Annotated in this window: 27 protein-coding genes, 2 tRNA genes and 1 riboswitch; of the genes, 16 read left to right on the top strand and 13 right to left on the bottom strand. The window is 60.3% G+C overall.

The annotated features are described in order from the left end of the window. Positions 1-8 precede the first annotated feature (8 nt). The gene (locus tag I6E52_RS03300; protein WP_197154859.1) at positions 9-935 is read right to left on the bottom strand and encodes an LLM class F420-dependent oxidoreductase; all 927 of its coding nucleotides are present in this window, start codon (positions 933-935) and stop codon (positions 9-11) included. 26 nt (positions 936-961) lie between these two features. Next, positions 962-1,070: riboswitch (TPP riboswitch) on the top strand. Positions 1,071-1,103: 33 nt separating this feature from the next. Here I6E52_RS03300 and I6E52_RS03295 point away from each other — a divergent pair. From I6E52_RS03295 to I6E52_RS03280, 4 genes are all read left to right on the top strand, one after another. After that, positions 1,104-1,733, top strand: coding sequence for an ECF transporter S component (locus I6E52_RS03295; protein ID WP_197154858.1), 630 nt, complete (start codon positions 1,104-1,106; stop codon positions 1,731-1,733). Positions 1,734-1,804: 71 nt separating this feature from the next. Next, a complete protein-coding gene (locus tag I6E52_RS03290; RefSeq protein WP_197154857.1) occupies positions 1,805-3,169 on the top strand; it encodes an ABC transporter ATP-binding protein in 1,365 nt (454 codons plus the stop codon). Beyond that, entirely contained in the window at positions 3,166-3,921 is a 756-nt protein-coding gene (locus I6E52_RS03285) for an energy-coupling factor transporter transmembrane protein EcfT (protein ID WP_197154847.1), read from the top strand. The genes I6E52_RS03290 and I6E52_RS03285 overlap by 4 nt, the downstream gene beginning before the upstream one ends. After that, positions 3,914-4,441 (top strand): ATP-binding protein, encoded by a 528-nt coding sequence (locus I6E52_RS03280; protein ID WP_231601752.1) that lies wholly within the window; start codon positions 3,914-3,916, stop codon positions 4,439-4,441. The genes I6E52_RS03285 and I6E52_RS03280 overlap by 8 nt, the downstream gene beginning before the upstream one ends. Here the strand turns inward: I6E52_RS03280 and I6E52_RS03275 are convergent. Together I6E52_RS03275 and I6E52_RS03270 are read right to left on the bottom strand one after the other, a co-directional pair. Then, entirely contained in the window at positions 4,438-5,028 is a 591-nt protein-coding gene (locus I6E52_RS03275; RefSeq protein ID WP_197154845.1) for a hypothetical protein, read from the bottom strand. The genes I6E52_RS03280 and I6E52_RS03275 overlap by 4 nt on opposite strands. Before the next feature lie 70 nt (positions 5,029-5,098). Further along, a complete protein-coding gene (locus I6E52_RS03270) occupies positions 5,099-5,449 on the bottom strand; it encodes a metallopeptidase family protein (protein WP_197154843.1) in 351 nt (116 codons plus the stop codon). A gap of 230 nt (positions 5,450-5,679) precedes the next feature. Between I6E52_RS03270 and I6E52_RS03265 the strand changes: the two genes are divergently transcribed. Further along, positions 5,680-7,029: a CotH kinase family protein gene (locus I6E52_RS03265; protein ID WP_307842351.1), complete on the top strand. Its 1,350-nt coding sequence runs from the start codon at positions 5,680-5,682 to the stop codon at positions 7,027-7,029. 100 nt (positions 7,030-7,129) lie between these two features. Here the strand turns inward: I6E52_RS03265 and I6E52_RS03260 are convergent. Both I6E52_RS03260 and orn read right to left on the bottom strand, forming a co-directional pair. Next, a tRNA-His gene (locus I6E52_RS03260) sits at positions 7,130-7,205 on the bottom strand. 46 nt (positions 7,206-7,251) lie between these two features. After that, positions 7,252-7,872: an oligoribonuclease gene (orn, locus tag I6E52_RS03255; RefSeq protein ID WP_197124146.1), complete on the bottom strand. Its 621-nt coding sequence runs from the start codon at positions 7,870-7,872 to the stop codon at positions 7,252-7,254. Between the two features lie 67 nt (positions 7,873-7,939). Here orn and I6E52_RS03250 point away from each other — a divergent pair, with 67 nt between their 5' ends. The 5 genes from I6E52_RS03250 (at position 7,940) to I6E52_RS03230 (ending at position 9,540) form a co-directional block, all read left to right on the top strand. Beyond that, positions 7,940-8,218: an oligoribonuclease gene (locus I6E52_RS03250; protein WP_197105993.1), complete on the top strand. Its 279-nt coding sequence runs from the start codon at positions 7,940-7,942 to the stop codon at positions 8,216-8,218. Beyond that, entirely contained in the window at positions 8,196-8,498 is a 303-nt protein-coding gene (locus I6E52_RS03245; protein WP_197154834.1) for a co-chaperone YbbN, read from the top strand. The genes I6E52_RS03250 and I6E52_RS03245 overlap by 23 nt, the downstream gene beginning before the upstream one ends. 92 nt (positions 8,499-8,590) lie before the next feature. Further along, a tRNA-Arg gene (locus I6E52_RS03240) sits at positions 8,591-8,663 on the top strand. A gap of 25 nt (positions 8,664-8,688) precedes the next feature. After that, entirely contained in the window at positions 8,689-9,126 is a 438-nt protein-coding gene (locus tag I6E52_RS03235) for a DUF1801 domain-containing protein (protein ID WP_197154831.1), read from the top strand. 9 nt (positions 9,127-9,135) lie between these two features. Further along, on the top strand, positions 9,136-9,540 hold the full coding sequence (locus I6E52_RS03230; protein ID WP_307842349.1) for a hypothetical protein: 405 nt from the start codon (positions 9,136-9,138) through the stop codon (positions 9,538-9,540). 21 nt (positions 9,541-9,561) lie between these two features. Here I6E52_RS03230 and I6E52_RS03225 read toward each other — a convergent pair whose 3' ends face one another. The 3 genes from I6E52_RS03225 to I6E52_RS03215 all read right to left on the bottom strand — a co-directional run bounded on the left by I6E52_RS03225 (position 9,562) and on the right by I6E52_RS03215 (position 11,642). Beyond that, positions 9,562-10,230, bottom strand: coding sequence for a hypothetical protein (locus I6E52_RS03225; protein WP_197154829.1), 669 nt, complete (start codon positions 10,228-10,230; stop codon positions 9,562-9,564). A gap of 55 nt (positions 10,231-10,285) precedes the next feature. Then, positions 10,286-10,534 (bottom strand): hypothetical protein, encoded by a 249-nt coding sequence (locus I6E52_RS03220; protein WP_197124150.1) that lies wholly within the window; start codon positions 10,532-10,534, stop codon positions 10,286-10,288. 100 nt (positions 10,535-10,634) lie between these two features. Then, entirely contained in the window at positions 10,635-11,642 is a 1,008-nt protein-coding gene (locus tag I6E52_RS03215) for an aldo/keto reductase (RefSeq protein ID WP_197154827.1), read from the bottom strand. Positions 11,643-11,732: 90 nt separating this feature from the next. Here I6E52_RS03215 and msrA point away from each other — a divergent pair, with 90 nt between their 5' ends. The 6 genes from msrA (at position 11,733) to I6E52_RS03185 (ending at position 16,053) form a co-directional block, all read left to right on the top strand. After that, positions 11,733-12,254: a peptide-methionine (S)-S-oxide reductase MsrA gene (gene msrA / locus I6E52_RS03210; protein ID WP_197105986.1), complete on the top strand. Its 522-nt coding sequence runs from the start codon at positions 11,733-11,735 to the stop codon at positions 12,252-12,254. A gap of 127 nt (positions 12,255-12,381) precedes the next feature. Beyond that, the gene (locus I6E52_RS03205; RefSeq protein ID WP_197105985.1) at positions 12,382-12,594 is read left to right on the top strand and encodes a methyltransferase; all 213 of its coding nucleotides are present in this window, start codon (positions 12,382-12,384) and stop codon (positions 12,592-12,594) included. Between the two features lie 202 nt (positions 12,595-12,796). Continuing rightward, positions 12,797-13,303, top strand: a complete 507-nt coding sequence (locus I6E52_RS03200; protein ID WP_231601751.1) for a single-stranded DNA-binding protein — start codon at positions 12,797-12,799, stop codon at positions 13,301-13,303. A 70-nt stretch (positions 13,304-13,373) separates the two neighbouring features. After that, a complete protein-coding gene (locus I6E52_RS03195) occupies positions 13,374-13,853 on the top strand; it encodes a hypothetical protein (protein ID WP_197154825.1) in 480 nt (159 codons plus the stop codon). 47 nt (positions 13,854-13,900) lie between these two features. Further along, positions 13,901-15,583, top strand: coding sequence for an energy-dependent translational throttle protein EttA (gene ettA / locus I6E52_RS03190; RefSeq protein ID WP_197154823.1), 1,683 nt, complete (start codon positions 13,901-13,903; stop codon positions 15,581-15,583). 2 nt (positions 15,584-15,585) lie between these two features. Then, positions 15,586-16,053: a thioesterase family protein gene (locus I6E52_RS03185; RefSeq protein WP_197154820.1), complete on the top strand. Its 468-nt coding sequence runs from the start codon at positions 15,586-15,588 to the stop codon at positions 16,051-16,053. A 65-nt stretch (positions 16,054-16,118) separates the two neighbouring features. Here I6E52_RS03185 and I6E52_RS03180 read toward each other — a convergent pair whose 3' ends face one another. The 5 genes from I6E52_RS03180 to I6E52_RS03160 all read right to left on the bottom strand — a co-directional run bounded on the left by I6E52_RS03180 (position 16,119) and on the right by I6E52_RS03160 (position 21,996). After that, the gene (locus I6E52_RS03180; protein WP_197154819.1) at positions 16,119-17,354 is read right to left on the bottom strand and encodes a glycerate kinase; all 1,236 of its coding nucleotides are present in this window, start codon (positions 17,352-17,354) and stop codon (positions 16,119-16,121) included. 111 nt (positions 17,355-17,465) lie between these two features. After that, complete coding sequence (locus tag I6E52_RS03175; RefSeq protein WP_197154818.1) at positions 17,466-18,359, bottom strand: glycine betaine ABC transporter substrate-binding protein; 894 nt, start codon at positions 18,357-18,359, stop codon at positions 17,466-17,468. Between the two features lie 103 nt (positions 18,360-18,462). Beyond that, on the bottom strand, positions 18,463-19,422 hold the full coding sequence (locus I6E52_RS03170; RefSeq protein WP_197154817.1) for a proline/glycine betaine ABC transporter permease: 960 nt from the start codon (positions 19,420-19,422) through the stop codon (positions 18,463-18,465). After that, on the bottom strand, positions 19,419-20,717 hold the full coding sequence (locus tag I6E52_RS03165) for a glycine betaine/L-proline ABC transporter ATP-binding protein (RefSeq protein WP_197154816.1): 1,299 nt from the start codon (positions 20,715-20,717) through the stop codon (positions 19,419-19,421). Before I6E52_RS03165 ends, I6E52_RS03170 begins: the two co-directional genes overlap by 4 nt. 424 nt (positions 20,718-21,141) lie before the next feature. Further along, entirely contained in the window at positions 21,142-21,996 is an 855-nt protein-coding gene (locus I6E52_RS03160) for an acyl-CoA thioesterase II (RefSeq protein WP_197156915.1), read from the bottom strand. Positions 21,997-22,004 lie beyond the last annotated feature (8 nt).

The following is a 22,004-nucleotide window of genomic DNA, read 5'->3' as shown; positions in this document are numbered from 1 at the left end:
GAGCGCGCCTAGTCGAGTTGCGGCACGACCTCGCGAGCGAGGAAGTCGAGCTGGTCGAGGTCGTGGAAGTCCATGATCTGGAAGTACACGCGAGTGAATCCGAGTGCCTGCAGCTCTGAAATCTTGTCGACGACTTCGCTGGCAGTTCCCGCGAAGCCGCCAAGACGCAGGTCGGCGGGAGTTCCATTGGCTGCGGTAGCACGCGCTTCGATTTGAGATTCGGTGGCTCCGACAGCGGTCGTGCCGGCAATGGAAAGCACGAGCGTGGCGGGGTCGCGCTCGAAGTGCTCGCACGCGGCACGCACGCGGTTGATGCGCTCCTTCAGCGGTGCGATGGTTGCGAAGCCCGCGTTGTATTCGGCGGCAAACTGAGCGGTGAGCGCCGGTGTACGGCTTGGACCACTGCCGCCGATGATGATCGGCAACGGATTCTGCACGGGCTTCGGCAGCGCGGGCGACTGGCTCAGCTGGTAGTGCTTGCCCTCATACGAGAAGGTCTTTCCGGGCTCCGTTGCCCAGATGCCGGTGATCACGTCGAGCTGCTCCTCGAGCATCCCGAACCGCTTCGCAGGAAAAGGGATGCCGTACGCAGCATGTTCACGTTCGAACCAGCCGGTGCCGAGCCCGAGCTCCACACGGCCGCCCGACATGTCGTCGACTTGAGCTACCTGAATGGCCAAAACTCCCGGATGCCGGAAGGTCGCCGACGAGACGAGGGTCCCGAGTCGAATGGTCGAAGTCTCGCGCGCAAGCCCCGCCAGCGTCGTCCACGAATCAGTGGGGCCGGGTAGTCCGCCGTTGCGGTCATCCATCGTCACATAGTGGTCGGAGCGGAAATACCCGTTGAAGCCGAGCTTCTCTGCTGCTTGCGCAAGAAGAAGCTGATCGGTGTAGCTGGCGCCGTTCTGAGGTTCGGTGAAGATGCGGAAGTCCATACCCCGAGCCTATTGATGATTAGACTGGGTGGCGAACACGGGAGTCCGGTGAGCCGGGCTGAGAGGGAGCTTCTCCAAGCTTCGACCGTCGAACCTGATCTGGATCATGCCAGCGCAGGGAGCAGACACTCTTGAAACCCGTGCCATTCACTAGTGAAAGGCACGAAAGTGACCACAACAGCATCATCTTCCACGTCTACCCCGACGAAGCCCGGATCGCGTTTTCAGTGGCGGGTGATCGACATCGTCGTGGCGAGCGTTATCGGCGTCGCAAGCGGTTTGATCTTTGTCGTCTGGAACATTGCATCCGTTCCCGCTCTGGCCCCGTTCGCTGCGCTCCTGCCCGGCCTGCAAGCGATTGGTGGCGGTTTCTGGCTCTTCGCCGGTGTGCTCACCGCACTCGTCATCCGCAAGCCGGGTGCCGCGATTTACGGAGAGATGGTCGCCGCCTCCGTGTCGGCCCTTATCGGTAACCAGTGGGGTGTACTCACGCTCGTGAGCGGCTTCACACAGGGCATTGGTGCCGAGATCGTCTTCGCTGCCTTCCTCTACGCCAACTGGCGCGTCAGCGGTGCAATTCTTGCGGGAGCCGGCGCCGGCCTTGCGATGGCCATTACCGACCTGCTGCTCTGGTACCCCGGATCTGCCTTGCCGTTCATCATCATCTACACGATCGCTGCCGTCGTCGGCGGAATGCTCATCGCCGGGCTGCTCTCGTGGTTCGCCACTCGCGGTCTCGCTGCCACCGGAGCGCTCAATCGCTTCGGCGCCGGTCGCGAGATTGCGAAGCGGGTCTGACCCCCACAACGCCTGCTGGCGTCACCGTCGACGGATGGGGGTGGCGCCATTCCAGCAGGCTCGCGTGGGCGGTGCGCGGCCTCGATCTGCGCATTGAACCCGGCGAACGTGTATTGCTCCTCGGCGAATCCGGGGCGGGAAAGTCAACGTTTCTGCATGCCCTCGCCGGGGTAGTCGGCGACGACGAAGGCGAAACAGAAGGTTCGCTTCTCGTCGATGGCGAACATCCGGCCGCTCATCGTGGCCGCACTGGGTTGGTGATTCAAGACCCCGACAGCCAAGTGATCTTGGAGCGCGTCGGAGATGACGTTGCTTTCGGTTGCGAGAACTTGGGTGTACCGCGCGACGAGATCTGGTTGCGCGTGCGCGATAGTCTCGCTGCGGTCGGTCTCGACGTGTCCCTCGATCGCAACACCAGCGCACTGTCAGGCGGTCAGAAACAACGGCTCGCTCTCGCCGGAGTGCTGGCCATGCGGCCAGGCCTGATTGTGCTCGACGAACCGACGGCGAACCTTGACCCTGAGGGTGTGACCGAGGTTCGGGATGCCGTGATCCGGGTCGCAGAATCGACCGGCGCCACGATTGTGGTTGTTGAACACCGCGTCTCGGTGTGGAGCGACGTCGTTGACCGCATAGTGGTGCTCGCCGCCGGCGGGGGAGTCATCGCCGATGGCGCGCCCGCCGACGTGCTCGCACGGCAGGGCAAAGAGCTCGCCGCTCGGGGCGTCTGGATCCCGCAGTATCCGCCGCCGCGCCCGGTGAGGGCAGAGCGGGGCCCGCAACACACTCTGCTCAGTGCTCGCCAGCTGACCGTTGGCCGGAGCAACCACGCGCTCGGCGCTCCTCTCGAGCTGGAGATTCTGAGCAGCCATGCTCTCGCCATCACCGGTCCTAACGGGGTGGGAAAGTCGACACTCGCCCTCACCCTGGGTGGGCTCTTGCCGCCCGTCGGTGGTGCCGTTGTGGCGAGCCCGGCGCTGGCGGGCGGAGCGGGCGAGCATCCGATCCGCTGGAAATCGCGTGAGCTGCTGACCCGCATCGGAACTGTCTTTCAGGACCCGGAACATCAATTGCTCACCAGCACGGTGCGTGCTGAGCTTGAAGTCGGACCGCGGGCGTTGAAACTTCCGGACTCTGAAGTGGATGCTCGAGTTGACGAGTTGCTCACGAGACTCCGCCTAGACCGGTTAGCCGAAGCCAACCCGTTCACACTCTCGGGGGGCGAAAAGCGTCGTCTGAGCGTCGCCACAGCCCTCGCTACGCGGCCGCAGGTGCTCGTGCTCGACGAACCCACGTTCGGGCAAGATTCGCGCACCTGGAGCGAACTGCTGGCTCTGCTGGCACGACTCGTGGATGACGGCAGCAGCGTGATCGCTGTGAGCCACGATCTGGATTTCGTCGCTGCACTCGCCGACTCAACAGTGGTGCTCGAATGATCCCTATCGCGTCGGTGAATCCCGTGGCCAAACTTGGAGCGGGGCTCATCGTGAGCCTGTTCTTGCTCGCCACGATCGATTGGGTATCGGCGACGACCGCGCTGGTGCTCGAGCTTGCCATCATCGCGTTCTTCGGAATTGAGCCGAAACGCTTCTGGCTGCGCACCTTGCCGGTGTGGCTGGCCGCGCCGCTGACCGCCCTCACGATCCTGCTCTACGGCCGCTACGACGGCACCGTGTACTTCGAGTTCCTATTGATAAGAATCAGCGATGGTTCGATCGAGCTCGCTCTCGCAACCTTCTTGCGCGTACTCGCGATCGGCCTTCCCGCCGTTGTGCTGTTCATCTCGATCGATCCCACTGACTTTGCAGACGGTCTTGCCCAGCGGCTCCGGTTGCCCGACCGCTTCGTTATTGGCGCACTCGCCGCCGTGCGGATGGTTGGCCTCTTTCTCGAGGATTGGCGCTCGCTCGAACTGGCGCGCCGCGCTCGCGGCGTGGCAGACCGCGGCCGTGTGCGCCGCATCGCCGGTCAAGGTTTCGCGCTTCTCGTGCTCTCGATCCGTAGAGGCAGCAAGCTGTCTATCGCGATGGAAGCCCGCGGGTTTGGCGGCGACACTCCCCGCACGTGGGCCCGTGAGTCTCCGTGGGGGCAGGCCGAGTGGCTCACGCTGCTTGTGGGCCTTCTCGTCGGCGTCACCGCTACAGTCGTTGCTGTGCTCACCGGAAGTTGGAATCTGATTGTTGGCTAACTCGCAGCAGCCTCCGCCTCTGCCTGCTCCGCGCTGGCGGTGCCTCATCGACGGCCGCTCAGGGTCGGGCAAGACCGAGCTGGGCCGTGCCATGGCCGCAGCGTGGCCCGAGGTGCAGTTGGTGAAGCTCGATGACTTTTATCCCGGATGGGATGGGTTGGATGCCGCTAGCGCCCTAGTGCCCCGCATTCTCACCGAATTGCGCTGGCAGGAATGGAACTGGCTCACCGATTCGCCAGGGGCCTGGCACAAGCTCGACGGCGATCGCCCCATCGTGTTCGAGGGAATCGGAGCTCTGAGCCGCGCATCCGCCCCGCTCGTCGACCACAGCATTTGGGTTGAACTGGATGACGTGTCACGCAAGAAGCGAGCGCTCGACCGCGATGGTGACACCTATGCTCCGCACTGGGAGCGCTGGGCGCGCCAAGAGCTCCGCTTTATGGTGCGCGAAAATCCTCGCGAACTGGCGGATGAGACGCTCGACGGTGCCGATATCTCACACTGGTTTTCTCGTCGCTAGCTGACCTTGTTCCACACCTGAATAAGGCTGGTGCCACGCGGGTTGACCGTCATCACGTCAGCCTCGCAGGTGATGATCAGCCCGAGCTTGTCATCGAAGTCGCTGCGAGGAATTGTGTACTTCAACTCTTCGACAGGCTCATCGGCAAGCACTGCGGTGGTATCGATCGTGTAGTCAGTGACGTCCCAGTCGCGGGGGATAGCGACATCCACGTTGATGAGGGCCTTGCCGACGACGGTGCCCGTGTAGGAACGCGTGATCGTCATGACCTGATCTGACTTGGGCTCGGCGCTAATCGTGAACACGAGGTCAGAATCGATCGTGAGAGCGCCGGTGCTTTCCCACGTGAGAGTTTGTCCACCGCTCGGCTCGACGGCTTTCGCCGGAACGTCTTCGGAGGGGAGCTCTGCCAGAAGCTTTTCAGCGAGATCAGCAGTGTCGAGCGTCCACGTGTGACCCATCGCGCACAATTCCATGGCCGTCGGCGGCTCGCTGGTATCGGCGGGTTCGATCAGTGCGCAACCAGAAAGCACCAGCAGCACTGCGGGGGCCATCAACAACGCACTCGCGCGCTTGCTCGAAATCATCAATCCTCCTGAGGTTCGTGACACTCACGAAATCCTACGCGGTCATCGACCATTGGAGGCTCAACGACAGTTAGGCCCAGCCGAGTTCGTGCAAATGTTTGTCATCGATGCCGTAGTAGTGCCCGATTTCATGAATCAGCGTGATGTTGATCTGCCTCTTCAAATCGTCGAGCGTCGGGCACATCGCCAGTAGTGGCTCGCGATAGAGAACAATGCGATCGGGCAGCTCGCCATAGCCATACTGGCCGCGACTGGTGATCGCGACCCCGTTGTAGAGACCGAGAACGTTGAGGGAGCCGTCTTCGGGACGATCTTCGGTGACGAACACCACATTCTCAAGACCATCAACAATTTCGTCGTCCAGCGCATCGAGCCCTTCGACCACAAGCGCTTCAAACTGTTTCTGGTCGAGATTTTCCATAGAGCCAGCTTGTCAGTGTCTGCTGGGAAGAATGAGAGTGCGGGTTCCCGAGGAACTCCCGTTGTGGTCTTAGCAAACCGATAGGAACTTTCTTTAGCGTCGCACTCATGCAAAGAAAAAAGTTATGGGGCGTAGTCAGCACTACCGTCGTTCTCACTCTCACACTCGCGAGCTGCTCCGTGGGTTCGACGGACTCTACGGGAAGTACAGCGACCACCGACTTTGTGAACGTGAGTCTCACGACGGAAGCGGACTCGTTTTTCGACTCTGCTGTTGTCCACTCGATCGAAATTGATGTCGATAGCGACGAGGTCCTAGCGATGGTCGAGACGTATGTCGATTCCGGCGATAAGGAGTGGCTAGAAGCGACCGTGGTTATCGACGGCACGACGTACGAGCAGGTGGGAATCAAGCTCAAAGGAAACTCGAGTTTGCGCGGAGTAACCGCGGACACTCCCATTGAAGAACTGCCCTGGAGAATTCGTCTCGATAAGTATGTTGACGGACAAAGCATCGAGGGGGTCACTGATGTTGTGGTGCGCTCGAACAACACTGAGACCTCACTGAACGAGGCTGTTGCTCTTGAGACGTTGAGCGCGGCTGGGTTAGCGAGCGAAGAATCAGTTGCGACTCGGTTCTCCGTGAACGGCAGCGACGAGACGTTGCTTCTCACTGTCGCGGTGCCGAACCAATCATGGATTGAGCGAAACTACGAGGCGGGCTTGCTGCCCTCGGATGATGGCATCCTCTGGAAGGCAGAGAGCGAAGGCGATTACTCCTGGTTAGGTGACGACCCGGAGCTCTACACGGACGTGTTTGATCGCGAGGCCGGAGATGATGACTATGAGCCCCTCGTCGACTTTCTCGATGTCGTAAACAACACGACAGACGAAGAGTTTGTCGCTCAACTTCCCGACGTTCTCGACGTGGAATCCTTCGCGCGATACCTCGCGGTTGAAGATCTCATTGACAACTTTGACGACATCGATGGGCCCGGCAACAACTCGTACCTCTATTACGACCCAGATTCTGGGCTCATGTCAGTGCTCGCCTGGGACCATAACTTGGCGTTCGGCACGGTAAACGAAGCCGGCGGAGGCGCGGCGGGCGACGCCGCGCCAGAAGGTGCGCTTCCCGGCGGCGAGCTTCCTGAAGGCGAGCTCCCTGAAGGCGAGCTTCCCGAAGGCGAGCTCCCCGAGGGCGAGCGTCCGAGCGGTGCCGTTGAGGGTGCTGCTCCCGGAGGCTTGCCTGCCGAAGGCGGCGGAGATGCCGCAGGCGGTGGACAGTCTCAGCAAGGCAACAACATTCTGACAACACGGTTCACAGAAATTCCGGAGTTTGCTGCGATGTACGAGGATGCGCTCGAAGAGTTGCAGGAGGAGATTTTCGAGAGCGGGCAATTTGCCAGCATCGTGGAGTCGCGCTCCGAAACGCTTGCTGACGAGGCAGCTGATCTCGTCGACAGCGCAGTGCTGAAATCCGAAACGGAAGCGATACTTGCCTACTCATCCGGTGAAGTGCAAGAAACCACGGCAGGGCAAGGCGGTGCTCAAGAAGGCACGCGACCGGGCGGTCGATGATTCGTAGGTCGCTCGCTGCAGGGCGCTGGTAAAAACAAAAATGAGGCCCAACCCCTCGCGAGACATCATGCTTGTCTCGAGGGGTTGGGCCTCATTATCTTGGGGTGAACGACGGGGCTCGAACCCGCGACTTCCGGCTCCACAAGCCAGCGCTCTACCAACTGAGCTACGCCCACCAAGGTTGATTTTCGCCCTGCGGCGATAAGCAACTGTATAAGTGTATTACAACCGCGGAGCGAATCCAGCCACTACGTCCGCAGAAATTGACTGAACCTGTTCTGTCGTCGGTCCTGGCTCGCCCACAAAGACCGCTTTGCGGTAGTAATCGAGTTCACGAATCGATTCGAGAATGTCGGCAAGAGCCCGGTGCCCGCCGTTTTTATCCGGCGCATTGAAGTACACGCGCGGGAACCAACGCTTCGAAAGCTCTTTGATCGACGACACATCGACGCTGCGGTAATGCAGGTGAGTGTCGACGCGTGGCATGTACTTGGCCAAGAAGGTGCGGTCGGTGCCAATGGTGTTGCCGGCCATGGGGGCGGTGCGGGCGTTCGGCACGTAGCGCACGATGTACTCGTTCACGGCGAACTCGGCGTCCGCAAGAGAAACACCGTTGGGCATCTCCTCGATGAGTCCGCTCGAGGTGTGCATGGCGGTGACGAACTCGCCCATATTTTCGAGAGCAGCCTCACTGGGCTTGATGACAATCGTCATCCCCTCATCGACGGGAACGAGGTCGTAGTCGGTGATCACCACCGCAACTTCGACGAGTTCGTCGATTTCGACATCCAATCCCGTCATCTCGCAGTCGATCCAAACCAGATAATCAGCGTGTGATGCCATGTGCTGATTCTACCGCTCCCGAAATGTCACCAGCGTTCGCCCACTCTTGTCTGGTAAACCTGTGGTCATGAGCGAATCAACCCCCACTCTCGCGCACGGCGACGAGTACATCGTGTTTTTTGTCGGCGGCCCGTACAACGGCCAAAACGATACGCGTATTGCAACCGAGGAGGGATGGGATGATTATGTGACCCTGATCGCTGCAGACGCTGTAGGTTCCGAGACGCAATTGCGGTACGAATCTCCGGTAGCGAAGCAGGTCGGCGACAAAGTCCACGTGACGTACACGTGGGATCAGGCCGATAGCGACCCTCTGGAAGACCTTGACGAACGAAACGACCTCTAACAGCAGCACCTCCGAACAGCCAACGGTGCTGTTCTTTTCGTCTGCATTTTGTGACCCGTGTGCGACGGCGCGCCGAACCCTCGACGAGGTGGCGCGCCTCGTACCGGCCGTGACCTATGCAGAATTGGATGTCGCGCGTGAGGCAGAGCGAGCCGAGCAGGCTGGCATCACCTCGACTCCGACCATCGTGATTGTGTCTGCGCAGGGTGAAGAAGTTTTTCGCGCCCAGGGTGCGCCAACACTGAACCAGATGCTGATAGCGCTCGCGAAAGCCGTTTAGCGACTGCTAAGACGATGGTCGCGCTGATAGGCCAGCGTGCGGCTGATACGTCATCGTGCGACTAACGCGCTATCGTTTAACGCGTATACCCCGCCCTCGTAGCTCAGGGGATAGAGCAGGAGCCTTCTAATCTCTTGGCCGCAGGTTCGAATCCTGCCGAGGGCACCGCATCGAAGGGGATGGTCCTGACGTGAACACACCGAATAAGACAGCCCCCACCGCGGTCACTGTTGCCGAGTTCATCGACTCCGTGCCGACCGAACGGCGGCGGGATGAGGCACAGACTCTTCTGGACATCTTCGGCCGTGCCTCTGGCCAGCCTGCAGTGATGTGGGGTGCATCCATCGTTGGATTCGGCTCCAGTCACTACCGGTACGCCACCGGCCGTGAGGGAGATACGGCCACGATTGGTTTCTCTCCGCGCAAGGCCAAAATCTCGCTCTACACGGCTCGCAATTTTAGGGACTTTCCCGAGTTGCTGGAGCGGTTGGGCACCCATGAACTGGCGGTGGGCTGTCTTTACATCAAGAAGTTGGCGGATGTCGATCTTGCGGTTCTTGAGGAGCTGCTGACGCGCAGCTATGAAGTCGCCCGTTTCGATTACGACGCCCTCGCCGAGGATGACTGAGGCTGCGGCGTGAGATATCGGCCTCTTCTAGCGGCGATTGTGGTGGTTGGGGCGACCTCGATGGCGCTTTCGGGCTGCATTTCAGGACCGGAGCCGACGGTCGCTGTTTTCGAGGTTCCCAGCGGTGGTCAGTTCACGATCGAGTTGGCAACCCCGGAGCTCGTTGAGCATGCTCAAGCGCTGCTGGCAGGGGAGAACCTGGCCGCGGTGCCTCAGGGAGTCGTTGTGCGGGAAGCGTCGTCGGTAAACACGCCGTGGTCGTGGCACATCGACCCTGCCACGCTTGAGTTCACCAACATCACTACCGAGGCGTGCGATGGTATTCCGCAGTATGTCGAAGATGAGATTCTGACCTCAGACACTTTTTGTCCGTGGTCTGCCCGTGTTGTTGCGGTTGAGGAACCTGACGCCTAGGCCGTGTGGCGGTCCGCGTCGTTAGTCGCGGTCGGGAGTGATGACGACAGTCGGAGTCGGTTCCGAGCCTGACGCGGTAGCGGAAGACGGCGGAGTGGAGGAAGCCGTAGACGGTGTCGAGCTGCCTTCGGCGGCTTGACGCGACGCCCATTCTTGCTGCTTGACGACGAGCTCGTCTTCAGCTTCGCCGGTTTCATATTTCCAGCTGGCGAGGTCTTGGGCGAAGAGCTTCTTGGCGCGGCCGGGACGGGCTTGCCAATCGATGAGGCCGTCTTGAAGCTCTGCGAGGTCTTGTTCGGCCTGGAAGCTGTAATTGACGGAGTTCTTCTTCATGGCCGCGAGCTTGTGAGAAGCCCAGTCGGCGGCGATGTTTGCACCCTTGAGGGGGAGGAGACGCACTCGAACTTCGGCTTCGCTTGCCTGGTAGTCGACGTGCTCTTTTTCGCCGGCGGAGAGAGTGCTCCAGGCGGCAGCGCGACGGCCAGATGAAATGAGGGCAGCGACAGCGGCAGCCTTGGCTTGGCGGTCTTGGTGGCCGATGAGGCGACGCAGTGATGAGCGCGCGATGAGGCCGACAATGATTCCTCCGACAACAATCGCGAGGAAGGGCACTAGAGCGTTCGTAATAAACGTCCAGCCCGCATCGGAGTTGAACCAGTCGACGATGTCGTTCCACCACTCAAGAATCATGTTGGCACTGTAACCCGGCTAGCGCGCGTGACTCGATAGCGACAGGCGCGTCACATCAAAACCGGAAGATATCGAGAGCATCGTCAATGGTCCAGAAATCTCCGAGAGGCAAGAAACGACGTTGGCGTTGCAGCATGCGCTTGGCTTGAAAGCGAAAACCTGCAGCGGATTGCCAGCGGTGCACGTAGCCCAACACCTCGCCATCCTGGCGCGTAATGCGCCAGAGATCGTCGTTGAGTTGAACAGTCACAACGCTTGAGCGAATCGAGCGCGTAGTGCCAGCGAAATCGAGAGTGGTGGTCATGGGGGCTCCTGACAAATATCGAACGCGAATGTGTGTTGTTCGAATATATGTTCGAACACTGACATTCGTGCGTCAGGAGCACCTCAATGACGAGGTTGGGTTAGCGCAAAGCTGTACCGTCGACCGCGAGCGGCTCGATGGCGGCAAGTTCGGCATCCGTCAATGCTGGGCCTTCGAGGGCGGCAAAGTTGTTCTCCAACTGCGCGACACTGCTTGCCCCGACGAGTGCCGAGGTGACCTGCGGATGACGCAGCACCCAGGTGAGCGCGAGCTGAGCAAGACTTTGCCCGCGGTTCTGAGCAATCTCGTTCAGAGCCCGAACGCGTTGCAGGTAGGTGTCACCGATGGGGCCGGGCTGGAGCCAGCGCCCCTCTGACGCACGAGATCCGTCGGGGATCGTGCCATCCAAGTAGCGGTCGGTGAGCAAGCCCTGTGCGAGCGGGGAGAACACGATGCTGCCGGCACCGACCTCGTCGAGCACGGGGAAGAGTCCGCCTTCGATGTGGCGATCAAACATGTTGTAGCGCGGCTGGTGAATGGTCAGCGGGATGCCGTACTCCGCGAGTGCGGCCGCGGCGGCAGCGGTCTGTTCGGGGCTGTAGTTCGAGACACCAACATAAAGCGCTTTACCCGAGTTCACTGCGGTTGCCAATGCGCCCATCGTTTCTTCGATGGGGGTCTCGGGGTCAGGGCGGTGGTGGTAGTAGATATCGACATAATCGAGACCCATGCGGTCGAGGCTTGCGTCGAGAGACGAGAGCAAATATTTGCGTGAACCCCCGTCTTGGTAGGGGCCGACTCCCATCGTGTAGCCGGCCTTGGTTGAGATGATTAGTTCATCGCGATAGGGCTCGAAGTCGTCGGCAAAGATTTCGCCGAAGTTGCGTTCGGCGGCCCCGATTTCGGGGCCGTAGTTGTTGGCCAAGTCGAAGTGAGTGATGCCGAGGTCGAACGCGCGGCGCAGAATCGCTCGCTGTGTCGCCCGGGGGCGGTCGTCACCGAAGTTGTTCCACAATCCCAACGAGATCGCGGGAAGTCTGAGGCCACTGCGGCCTACGCGGTGATATTCGGCGATGTCATATCTGGTGGGGGAGGCTTCGTAAGGCATTCGCTCAGCATATGCCCAGCGACTGAGGGAACACGGAACGCGAGGTGGGCGTTGTATGAGACATCCAGCCCAAGAAAGTAGGCTCAACTTATGCACACATTTCATCTCGCAGGCGGCTGTTTCTGGTGCCTCGATGCGGTCTACCGCACCCTCAACGGCGTCACCGACGTAGTCTCTGGATACACCGGCGGCACAGTTCCCAACCCCAGCTACGAGCTGGTATGCACTGAGACGACCGGCCACGCAGAAGCGGTTGCCGTCACCTTCGACCCTGAGGTCATCCCCGACGAAGTCATTCTTGACGTGTACTTCACCCTCCACGACCCGCGCCAGCTCAACCGGCAGGGCAACGACGTGGGATCGTCGTACCGTTCGGCGATGTTCTACGAAGACGACGAGCAGAAGGCTCTCTTCGAGGCTGCCCGTGACCGCGCATCCGAATACTGGGATGGTGGCATCGTGACCACGATCGAGCCACTCGACACGTACTACAAGGCTGAGGACTACCACCAGGACTTCTTCGCGAAGAACCCCGGCCAGGGGTATTGCATGGCGGTTGCATTGCCCAAGGTCAACAAAATTCGTTCATCGTTCTCGAGCTACATCAAGTAGTCCTCGGCAGCGACACAATCTGTGCGCCGTCTCGCACGAAGGTCTTTATCTTCGTCGCGAGGCGGCGTACGGTCGTTAACAAGCGACAGTGGCGTCGCTTTCTTACTAATTCGAAGGAGGTTCGGAAATGACAAACCACACTCTGACCGGACAAACCTGGGTGGCATTCACGCAGGCAGGAGCAGTTGGCTCGGTGCACCGGGTAACAGACGGGTTCACCTTCAAGTTATTGAAAGACGAAGACTATCGAGCGGTCTATCCGACTCTGGATGCCGCGAAGGCTGCCCTGCACGCAAACCTGCTTCCCGGCACGGCGTGGCCTGAGTTCCGCGAGCACTAGGCTAACCGCCCACTTCTCCTGATAGCGGGCGCGGTGTGTCCGGCATCCACAGATGCTGAGGCGCACCTCGCTCACTGTGGCGTGCTGACGAACACTGGTGTCAGACGGATGCCGGGTCGGCTTCCCGGCACGAGTGTCGGCCCGCATCTGTCTCCCACATCGGCCGCGTTGTTCGCTTCGTGGCCCAGACCAAGGAGCAGATATGTCTGACACCATTACCGTCTCGGGGCTCGTCGCGACGACCCCACGGCACATCGTCACGAGCGAGGGCTTGCCGATTACGTCATTCCGGCTAGCGTCTACGCAGCGTCGGTTTGACCGCAGCAATCAGCGGTGGATCGACGGTGAAACCAACTGGTACACGATCACCTCGTTCCGCCAGCTCGCGATCAACAGTGCTACGTCGATCGGCAAGGGCGACCGCGTCGTGCTCAGTGGGCGGCTGAAGATTCGCGAATGGGAGAACGCTGACCGCAGCGGCACCAATATCGAGATTGAAGCTGACTCGCTCGGTCACGATCTCATGTGGGGAACGGCGCAGTTCTCCCGCACCATCGCCAGCGTGAGCTCCGCGAGCAACCAGACAGAGAGTGCCGATTCGTTCCCCGCAGCTGAAGCTGAAGCTGAAGCTGAAACTGAAACTGAAACTGACGCGTCTGAAGACGGCGAGCTCGTTGCGGCAGGAAGCAGTGCAGTCAAGCCCTTCTGAGCGGATCGTGCGCGCAAGCAATCTAGACTTGATGCGGCCCTGAAGTCTCGTGGCCAATGAAGGGAATGCAATGCGCGTACGACCCACTCGCCGACTCGGTGCAGTTCTTGCCCTCACCTTGGCGGCAGCAGTCGCGCTCAGCGGTTGCGTAGCGGAAACGCCAGAACCGACAGCAACCCCCACAGCATTAACGACGCCGGCTCCCGAAGCCAGCGAGACTGCCCCCATGTTGCGCCCCGGCGAGAATGCCGTCGCTAACCGTCAATTCTTCGACCAGATCAATACCGAATACTTCGAAGTAAATGGTCGCGGAGATGGCCGCACCATCGTTGACAACCTCATCGACAATGGCTTCGAGAAGCAAGACATGGAAATCACCGCCGACACCACCGCAATTGGCCTTGCTGCCGATTCCATTGTGGTCTCCGTGCGCATCAAGGGGGAGTGCCTACTCGGCCAGTTTGCTCCCGATAATTACGCCTCATCCATCGAACCGCTTTTGGGCACCGGTAGCTGTCTTGTCGGAAAGACCCGCGCAATCGACTGGTAGTCACCAATCGGGTTCGACTCACGCCCAGCGCTCCGTAGAATGGTCACATGGCCGAATTCATTTATTCCATGGTGCGCGCGCGAAAAGCGGTCGGCGACAAGCTCATCCTTGACGACGTCACAATGTCGTTCTATCCCGGCGCGAAGATTGGTGTGGTCGGCCCCAACGGTGCCGGTAAGTCCACAATCCTTAAGATCATGGCGGGCCTCGACACCCCCAGCAACGGTGAAGCCCGCCTGAGCCCCGGCTACTCCGTTGGAATCCTCATGCAGGAACCCGAACTCGACGAAACCAAAACGGTTCTCGAAAACGTGCAAGAAGGCGTTGGACCGATCAAGGCCAAGGTCGACCGTCACGCGGCCATCGGCCTCGAAATGGCTGAACCAGATGCCGACTTCGATGCGCTGCTTGCTGAGATGGGCACGCTCCAAGAAGAGATCGACGCCGCCGACGCATGGGATCTCGATTCTCAGCTCGAGCAAGCCATGGATGCACTGCGTACGCCCCCCGGAGACTGGCCCGTCAACAAACTCTCCGGTGGAGAAAAGCGCCGTGTTGCGCTCACGAAGCTCCTGCTCCAGAAGCCCGACCTGCTACTTCTCGATGAGCCCACTAACCACCTCGACGCCGAAAGTGTTCTCTGGCTCGAGCAGCACCTCTCCAAGTATCCGGGCGCCGTACTGGCCGTAACCCACGATAGGTACTTCCTCGACCACGTCGCCGAGTGGATTGCTGAAGTTGACCGCGGTCACCTCTACCCCTACGAGGGCAACTACTCCACCTACCTCGAGAAGAAGCAAGAACGTCTCCAGGTGCAGGGCAAGAAAGACGCCAAGCTCGCGAAGCGTCTCTCGAGCGAACTCGAGTGGGTGCGCTCCAACTCCAAGGGCCGCCAAACCAAATCAAAGGCTCGACTCGCACGCTACGAAGAGATGGCGAACGAAGCGGAGAAGACCAGAAAGTTGGACTTCGAAGAAATCGTCATCCCGATGGGGCCACGCCTCGGCGCGCAGGTCATCGATGCCAAGAACCTCAAGAAGGGTTTCGACGAGCGCATCCTGATCGATGGGCTCAGCTTCACCCTTCCCCGCAACGGAATTGTGGGAGTCATTGGCCCGAACGGTGTCGGTAAGACCACGCTGTTCAAGACCATCGTGGGTCTGGAGCCACTCGACTCTGGAGACCTGAAGGTCGGCGAAACAGTTGACATCTCCTACGTCGACCAGACTCGTGGCGGCATCGACCCCAACAAGACGCTGTGGGAAGTTGTTTCTGACGGCCAGGACTACATCCAGGTCGGCAAGACTGAAATCCCGTCGCGCGGGTACGTCTCGCAGTTCGGCTTCAAGGGGCCAGACCAGCAAAAGAAGGCTGGTGTGCTCTCCGGTGGTGAGCGCAACCGCTTGAACCTCGCGCTCACACTCAAGCAGGGTGGAAACCTCCTCCTCCTGGACGAACCGACTAACGACCTGGACGTCGAGACTCTCGGAAGCCTCGAAAACGCGCTCCTCGAGTTTCCCGGCTGCGCTGTGGTGATCACTCACGATAGGTGGTTCCTCGACCGTATCGCGACCCACATCCTCGCCTACGAAGGTTCGGAAACGAACCCCGGCTACTGGCACTGGTTCGAGGGTAACTTCGACGCTTACGAAGAGAACAAGATCGAGCGTCTCGGCCCCGACGCGGCCAAGCCTCACCGCAGCGCTTACCGCAAGCTCACCCGCGACTAGCCATGAGATTGCACATCCCGCTCCCGCTGCGCTGGTCTGACGTTGACGCGTACCAACACGTCAACAATGCCGAAGTGTTTCGCCTCCTCGAAGAGGCGCGCATTCACGCATTCTGGCCAGTAGCGGGAGCGGATGCGCCCCTCACCGCCGTGCTCGACGGTCGCCCCGGCGGCGACACAATGACGCTCATTGCGCGTCAAGAAATCGAATACCTGCTGCCGATTCCGTACATGCGCGAACCCATCGACATCCAGATGTGGATCGGGCGCGTCGGGGGAGCAAGCCTCGAAGTTTGCTACGAGATCTACAGCCCGGAGGGCGTTGAACCGCAGCTGCTTTTCGTTCGAGCATCCACCACATTGGTGCTTGTTGATGCTGCAACCTCACGGCCCATGCGCATTAGCCAAGCGCAACGCGCTGTATTCAACGACTACGCCGAAGAACCGCTTCACTTCGCCAAGCGGCGCTAGTTGCACGCGCTAATTCCCAAGCGCTAGCTGCCAGACGCGAGGTACCAAGCGCTAGCTGCCAGACGCTAGTTGCCGAGCGTCGTGTCGTCGTCGCCCTCTTCGTCTCTGAATTCGGCGTCAAGGTCGGTGGGTTCGAACCATTCGGCAATCGCGTGAGCGCCCCGCGCCTCTAGTAGCGGAGCCGCCAGTTGAAAGAGCTCTTTGCGGCTCTCGATGCCTGAGCCCAGCGGAAGGGCTACGTCGATGCCGGCAGCCTTCGCCTCGCTCGGGCTCATTCCCACGCTGCCTGCAATAACCGCAAGCCACCCGCTCGGGCCTTTAGCGCCGCGTAGGTAATCGACAACTTTGCCGTCGAGCGACTGCGAATCGAAGCGGCCCTCGCCGGTAAGAATAATGTCGGCGCTGGCGACGACCTTGCTCAGGCCAATGGCATCCGCCACAAGCTGGGCGCCGGGAACGAGCTCGGCACCAAATAGTGCCACGAGGGGAGCGGCCATTCCGCCGCCGGCACCGATACCGGGCAACGCGCAGATTCCGGCGGCAGAGAAGCCGCGCTCGACAGCCAGCTGCGTCTCTGCCAGCACTTCGGCTAGGCGGGCGAGCCCGGCATCTAAGACAACGACATCGGATGCCGAAGCCCCCTTCTGAGGCCCGAAGACGTGGGCTGCGCCCTGTTCTCCCACCAGCGGGTTGGTCACATCGACGGCGATGCGCCACTGCGTCTCCAGTGCGCCGGCGATGAGCCCGCTGAGGTCGATCGTTGAGAGGGAGGGTAGCGCGCCGCCTCCGGGTGCCAGTTCGTTGCCCTCGGCGTCGAGGAATCGCGCACCGAGCGCGCGGAGGATGCCTGTGCCGCCGTCGGTGGTTGCTGAGCCGCCGAGAAAGAGCGTCACGTCGCGCGCGCCGCCTTCGATGAGACGTGCGGCGATGAGGCCGACGCCGTAGCTGTCGGCGCGCAAAGCCTGCAGCGGGACATCGCTGACGTAGGGGAGTCCGTTGGACTGTGCTGCTTCAATGATCGCCCGGCGACCTTCGCCGTCGAGTCCGTAGCTGGCTTCGCGTTCGCGACCGATTGCATCGACCGTCGTCATCGTGAGCGCCGGTTGGAGCCAGGCGGCCAGTACGGCGTCGAGGGAACCTTCTCCGCCGTCAGCCATGGGGAACGTGAGCACGGTGGCTGACTCGGGGAGCATTTCGCGGGCTCCGCGTTCGAGAGCCGCCGCGGCATCCGCAGCGGTCAGGCTGCCTTTGAATGAATCGGGAGCGATGACGACGACAGGATTATCAATTGCTGGCACCATTCGACCCTAGCGTGAGACGCGATGCATGCCGTGCGCACGCAAAAAGGGGCCGCCCGAAGGCGACCCCTTTTCGTGAGTTGCAGCACCGAAGTGCTGAAAGCTACAACAGTATTAGCTGGTGAGGCCGTCTACGTAGTCCTGGTTCGCTGCAATCCAGTCAGCAACGATGGGCTCGAAGTCGGTTCCGTCGTACTCGTTGTACATGACGTTCTCGAGCGAGTAAAGAAGCTCGGAGTCCATCTTGAAGCTAGAGATCCACTCAGTGACCTCAGGCATGTCGTCGCTCAGGGTGTCGCGTGCGAAGGAGTGAATTTCTTCAACGTCTCCGAGCGTTCCCTCGGGGTCAGCAAGGTCCTTGATGTCGAATGCATCGTAGGCCCAGTGCGGACGCCAGAGAGTGACGGCAATGTTCTCGCCGTTGTCGAGTGCAGCCTGCAGTTCAGCAAGCATGGCGGGGGTCGACGAGGTGAGAAGTTCCATGTCGTCGAGGCCGTAGGTCGGCATGGTGTTGTTCAGGACTGCTTCAGTGAGTCCTGCACCAGGCTCGATACCCACGATGCGGTTGCCGAAAGCGTCAGCGTTTGCTGCGAGCTCGTCGAGCGAATCGATGGGGGCATCAGAGTTGACTGCAACGGTCAGGCCAGCTTCGCTGTTCCATGCGCCGAGGTCTTCAATGGTGTCGCCGTACTCTTCCATCAGGCTTGCGTGAGTGATGGGGAGCCATCCGTCAAGCGCGATGTCGTAGTCACCGGTGCTGAGGCCCGAGAAGATCGGGGTAACGTCAGCGTATTCGAGCTCTACGTTGTAACCCTTTTCTTCAAGGATTGCCTTCCAGAGGTACGAAACTGCTTCGCCCTCAGGCCATCCATTGAATACGGCAATGCTGAGATCCTTGCTCTCAACAGCGTCGCCGGACGCGGTGTCGTCTCCGCCTGCGGCGCAAGCCGACAGACCGAGGAGCGCAGCGGCTCCGATTGCAATTGCAGCACGTGTCTGCTTCTTCATTGTGTCGTCCTTTTCTGTCAACGCTAAAGCGTCGACGATGTTGACGTCGATGCATACAGGATTTTCTGCATGCGGGAAACGAGCGCGGGTTGGCGCCCGAAAATTAGCGAACGGGGGGAGTGTGTTCGGCTGGTTCGGTGGTAGCGGCCGCGCTGTCTGCAGTGGTGTCACCCTCTGCAGATTCTTCACGACGACTACGAACCTTGAATGACTCGATAATGAACTGGAAGTAGCCCTTGCCCGATCCGAAGGATGCCGTGAGGCGGTCCAAGAAGATGGCCAAGATAACTACGGACAGTCCAGCCTCGAAGCCGAGTGCGACATCCGCTCGGCTCAAGCTCTGGATAACGGGCTGGCCGAGGCCGCCGGCACCAACCATGGACGCAATAACGACCATGGAGAGCGAGAGCATGATGACCTGGTTTACACCGGCCATGATTGACGGCAGAGCCAGCGGAAGCTGAATCTGTCGAAGGATGCGGCCGGGCGATGCGCCGAAGGCCTGGCCGGCCTCGACAACTTCGCTATCCACACCGCGAATTCCGAGTTCTGTGAGGCGAACGCCGGGCGCAAGTGCGAAGAGCACGGTTGCGACGATTCCGGGAACGTCACCGATGCGGAACAGGATGAGCGCAGGGATCAGGTAAACGAAGGCGGGCATCGTCTGCAGGAAGTCCAAGATGGGCTTCACGATCGTCGAGACCGTTCGGTACTTGGCCGCCAGAATTCCCAACGGAACACTGATAATGATGGCGAGGAAGGCTGCGACGAGCACGAGCGCCATGGTGTCCATAGCGTTTTCCCACTGGTCAAGCGTGAGAATCAGCAGAAAACCAAGGATGCTTCCCACCGAGAACACCCAACCGCGAGCCACGAAGGCAATGACGGCGAAGATGATCAGGATGACCCAGAAGGGCGGAGAGGTGAAGAGGAAGTTCATTCCGTCGGAGATCGACGCAATGATGAACTTGATGACGTCGAAGAAGGCGCCAAAAGTCTCAGTGATGTAGTCAATGCCGTTTTCGACCCACTGGCCGAGGGGAATTCTGAGGAAGTCGTTCATCGTGCATCCTCCTTCGCGTCGGAGTTCGTATCGCTGGCGTCAAGAGCGTCGGTGATCACCGAGGTCGAGACGGTAAGTGGTGGTTCCATAACCTGAAGCTCACCGGTGTCTGTCGTGACGTTGCCGAGAGCAGCAAGCAGCGTGACGCGGGGAACGACGCCCTTGAGGCGACCACGCTCGTCGATAACGGCCAGCGGAAGCGGGCTTTCAACTGAGGGAACGAAGAGCTCGGAGAGGTAGGTGTCTTCCGGCACTGCGTTGTAGTCGTCGCTCAAGATTGACGTCATGTCACTGACGCCCTTGCGGACGAGCTTCATGGCGTCGGCATCGCGAACGACGCCCTGGAGTGTGCGGTCGCGGCTGATCACGAACGCGGTCGACGTCTGGAGGTCACGCATGATCTTCAGCGCGGCGCGCGGTCCACCACTGGCGAATACCGTCGCACGGACGGGCTCCATGACGCTGGCGGCCGTGAGAACACGCGAGCGGTCAACATCCTGAACGAACTGAGCAACATAGTCGTTGGCCGGGTCGGTGAGGATGTCTTCTGGCGTACCGATCTGAACAATACGACCGTCACGCATCACTGCAATGCGATCTCCGAGGAACATCGCCTCGTTGAGGTCGTGAGTGATGAAGATGATGGTCTTGCCGAGTTCGGTCTGAAGCTCGAGCAACTGCTCTTGCATTTCGCGACGAATCAGCGGATCGAGAGCACTGAATGCTTCGTCCATGAGGAGGATGTCGGTGTCGGCGGCGAGGGCGCGGGCGAGGCCGACGCGCTGCTGCATTCCACCGGAAAGTTCGGAGGGCATCTTGGCGCCCCAACCCTTGAGGCCAACGAGGTCGATGGTCTTCTGGGCGCGAGCGAGGCGCTCAGTCTTCGGCATTCCCTGAACTTCGAGCGCGTAGGCCGCGTTCTCTAGCACCGTGCGGTGCGGGAACAGAGCGAAGTGCTGAAAGACCATCGAGATGTGACGACGGCGAACCTCGCGAAGCTTGGGGCCTGAAATGCCCGTGATCTGGTCGCCACCGACGGTGACGCTGCCCGACGTGGTGTCCCACAGTCCGTTGAGCATGCGGATGAGCGTGGACTTTCCCGAACCGGAAAGGCCCATTACTACGAAGATTTCGCCGGGGCGAACGTCGAAGCTGGCGTCGATTACGGCAGCGGTACCGAGCTCTTTGATCTCATCGCGGGTGGCGCCATGCTGGAGCCTTTCAACGGCTTCCTGTGGACGGCGTCCAAACACCTTGTAGATGTTCTTCGCGCTGACAGCAAATTTCTCGGTCACGTTCTCCTGATTACTCGGCACCTTAAGGGCTTCGCTTCTCTCGATTACGGTCCGGGTTGAACGCAGGGCTCTAACGAATCCACGGTGGTTTTTTTGGGAAACGATAGGGGAGCGCTTTCGGAGCAACTCCACTGCGAAACAACCGTACGAGCGACATCCCGGTGACGGGGTGGCGCGCGCGGCCTGATTTCGTAGCACCTTGCCTACAGGGCCCGAAAAAGGGGCACACCGCCAGCAAGGCCGATATCAACGGTAACGTTTTTTGGGTTTTTCCGCAGTTTCAGGTCCACCAGATTGGGGACATCCAGCGACGGCGACCGGGCGCGATCCGCGGCACAGTAGGGATCGAGTGGGGTCATCTTTGTTACTTGTTTGTTACCTATCGGAACTAAAAGAGCCGTCCAATTTGACGAATCGGGACCTTTTAGCGGGGAGGGCGCACCATTCCCTCTTGCGCAACGCTCGCGATCAAGCGGCCAGAGCGGTCGTAGATCCTACCGAGCGAAAGTCCACGGCCACCAATGGCATTCGGAGATTCCTGCACATAGAGGAGCCACTCATCGACCCGGGCTTCGCGATGCCACCACATCGCGTGGTCAAGACTCGCCACCTTGATTCCGGGAGTGACCCACGCGAGATCGTGGCGTCGCATGATCGACTCCAGAATCGAGTAGTCGCTAGCGTAGGCCAGCGCGGCCCGGTGCAGGTTCATATCGTCGGGCATCGGGCCGACCGACTTGAGCCACACTGCTTGATGGGGCACATTGCCGCCATCGACGCTCATAAAGATGGGCGAGGTTACGTACCTCATATCGAACGGGCGTTGCGATGACCAATAACGGGCTACCGGATGATCGACGCTAGCCAGAGACTCGGCCGTCGTCGGCAGCGACTCCGGGTCGGGAAGGTCGGCGGGCATATCGATCTGGTGGTCGAGTCCTTCATCGTCATCCTGGAATGAGGCGATTGCCGACAAGATGGGTACGCCATCTTGATAGGCCTGAGTGCGCCGGGTCGAGAACGAACGACCATCGTGAATGCGGTCAACCGAGAACGTGATCGGAAGGTTCACGTCGCCCGGGCGGAGGAAGTATCCGTGCATGGAATGCACGACGCGGTCCTCAGCGAGAGTGCGCTGCGCGGCAACGAGAGCCTGCGCTAACACTTGCCCGCCGAAGACGCGGCCCTGCGGCATCCACTGGCTGGGACCAGTAAAAATGTCTTCGCTTGTTCGTGCGCCGGTGTCGGTCAGATCGAGGGCAGTTAGAAGCCCAGACATAGGGTCGC

The organism is Salinibacterium sp. NG253 (assembly GCF_015864945.1).
Classification (GTDB): Bacteria; Actinomycetota; Actinomycetes; order Actinomycetales; family Microbacteriaceae; genus Rhodoglobus.
The sequence above is the reverse complement of the archived record's forward strand: the minus strand, read 5'-3'. Positions and strand labels throughout refer to the sequence as shown.

Bases quoted from the DNA above. Each gene is read 5' to 3' on its own strand.
- I6E52_RS03300 (WP_197154859.1), bottom strand. From the start codon at position 935: ATGGACTTCCGCATCTTCACCGAACCTCAGAACGGCGCCAGCTACACC.
- I6E52_RS03285 (WP_197154847.1), top strand. From the start codon at position 3,166: ATGATCCCTATCGCGTCGGTGAATCCCGTGGCCAAACTTGGAGCGGGG.
- I6E52_RS03275 (WP_197154845.1), bottom strand. From the start codon at position 5,028: ATGATTTCGAGCAAGCGCGCGAGTGCGTTGTTGATGGCCCCCGCAGTG.
- I6E52_RS03270 (WP_197154843.1), bottom strand. From the start codon at position 5,449: ATGGAAAATCTCGACCAGAAACAGTTTGAAGCGCTTGTGGTCGAAGGG.
- orn (WP_197124146.1), bottom strand. From the start codon at position 7,872: ATGGCATCACACGCTGATTATCTGGTTTGGATCGACTGCGAGATGACG.
- I6E52_RS03250 (WP_197105993.1), top strand. From the start codon at position 7,940: ATGAGCGAATCAACCCCCACTCTCGCGCACGGCGACGAGTACATCGTG.
- I6E52_RS03225 (WP_197154829.1), bottom strand. From the start codon at position 10,230: ATGATTCTTGAGTGGTGGAACGACATCGTCGACTGGTTCAACTCCGAT.
- I6E52_RS03220 (WP_197124150.1), bottom strand. From the start codon at position 10,534: ATGACCACCACTCTCGATTTCGCTGGCACTACGCGCTCGATTCGCTCA.
- I6E52_RS03215 (WP_197154827.1), bottom strand. From the start codon at position 11,642: ATGCCTTACGAAGCCTCCCCCACCAGATATGACATCGCCGAATATCAC.
- msrA (WP_197105986.1), top strand. From the start codon at position 11,733: ATGCACACATTTCATCTCGCAGGCGGCTGTTTCTGGTGCCTCGATGCG.
- I6E52_RS03205 (WP_197105985.1), top strand. From the start codon at position 12,382: ATGACAAACCACACTCTGACCGGACAAACCTGGGTGGCATTCACGCAG.
- I6E52_RS03200 (WP_231601751.1), top strand. From the start codon at position 12,797: ATGTCTGACACCATTACCGTCTCGGGGCTCGTCGCGACGACCCCACGG.
- I6E52_RS03195 (WP_197154825.1), top strand. From the start codon at position 13,374: ATGCGCGTACGACCCACTCGCCGACTCGGTGCAGTTCTTGCCCTCACC.
- ettA (WP_197154823.1), top strand. From the start codon at position 13,901: ATGGCCGAATTCATTTATTCCATGGTGCGCGCGCGAAAAGCGGTCGGC.
- I6E52_RS03185 (WP_197154820.1), top strand. From the start codon at position 15,586: ATGAGATTGCACATCCCGCTCCCGCTGCGCTGGTCTGACGTTGACGCG.
- I6E52_RS03180 (WP_197154819.1), bottom strand. From the start codon at position 17,354: ATGGTGCCAGCAATTGATAATCCTGTCGTCGTCATCGCTCCCGATTCA.
- I6E52_RS03175 (WP_197154818.1), bottom strand. From the start codon at position 18,359: ATGAAGAAGCAGACACGTGCTGCAATTGCAATCGGAGCCGCTGCGCTC.
- I6E52_RS03170 (WP_197154817.1), bottom strand. From the start codon at position 19,422: ATGAACGACTTCCTCAGAATTCCCCTCGGCCAGTGGGTCGAAAACGGC.
- I6E52_RS03160 (WP_197156915.1), bottom strand. From the start codon at position 21,996: ATGTCTGGGCTTCTAACTGCCCTCGATCTGACCGACACCGGCGCACGA.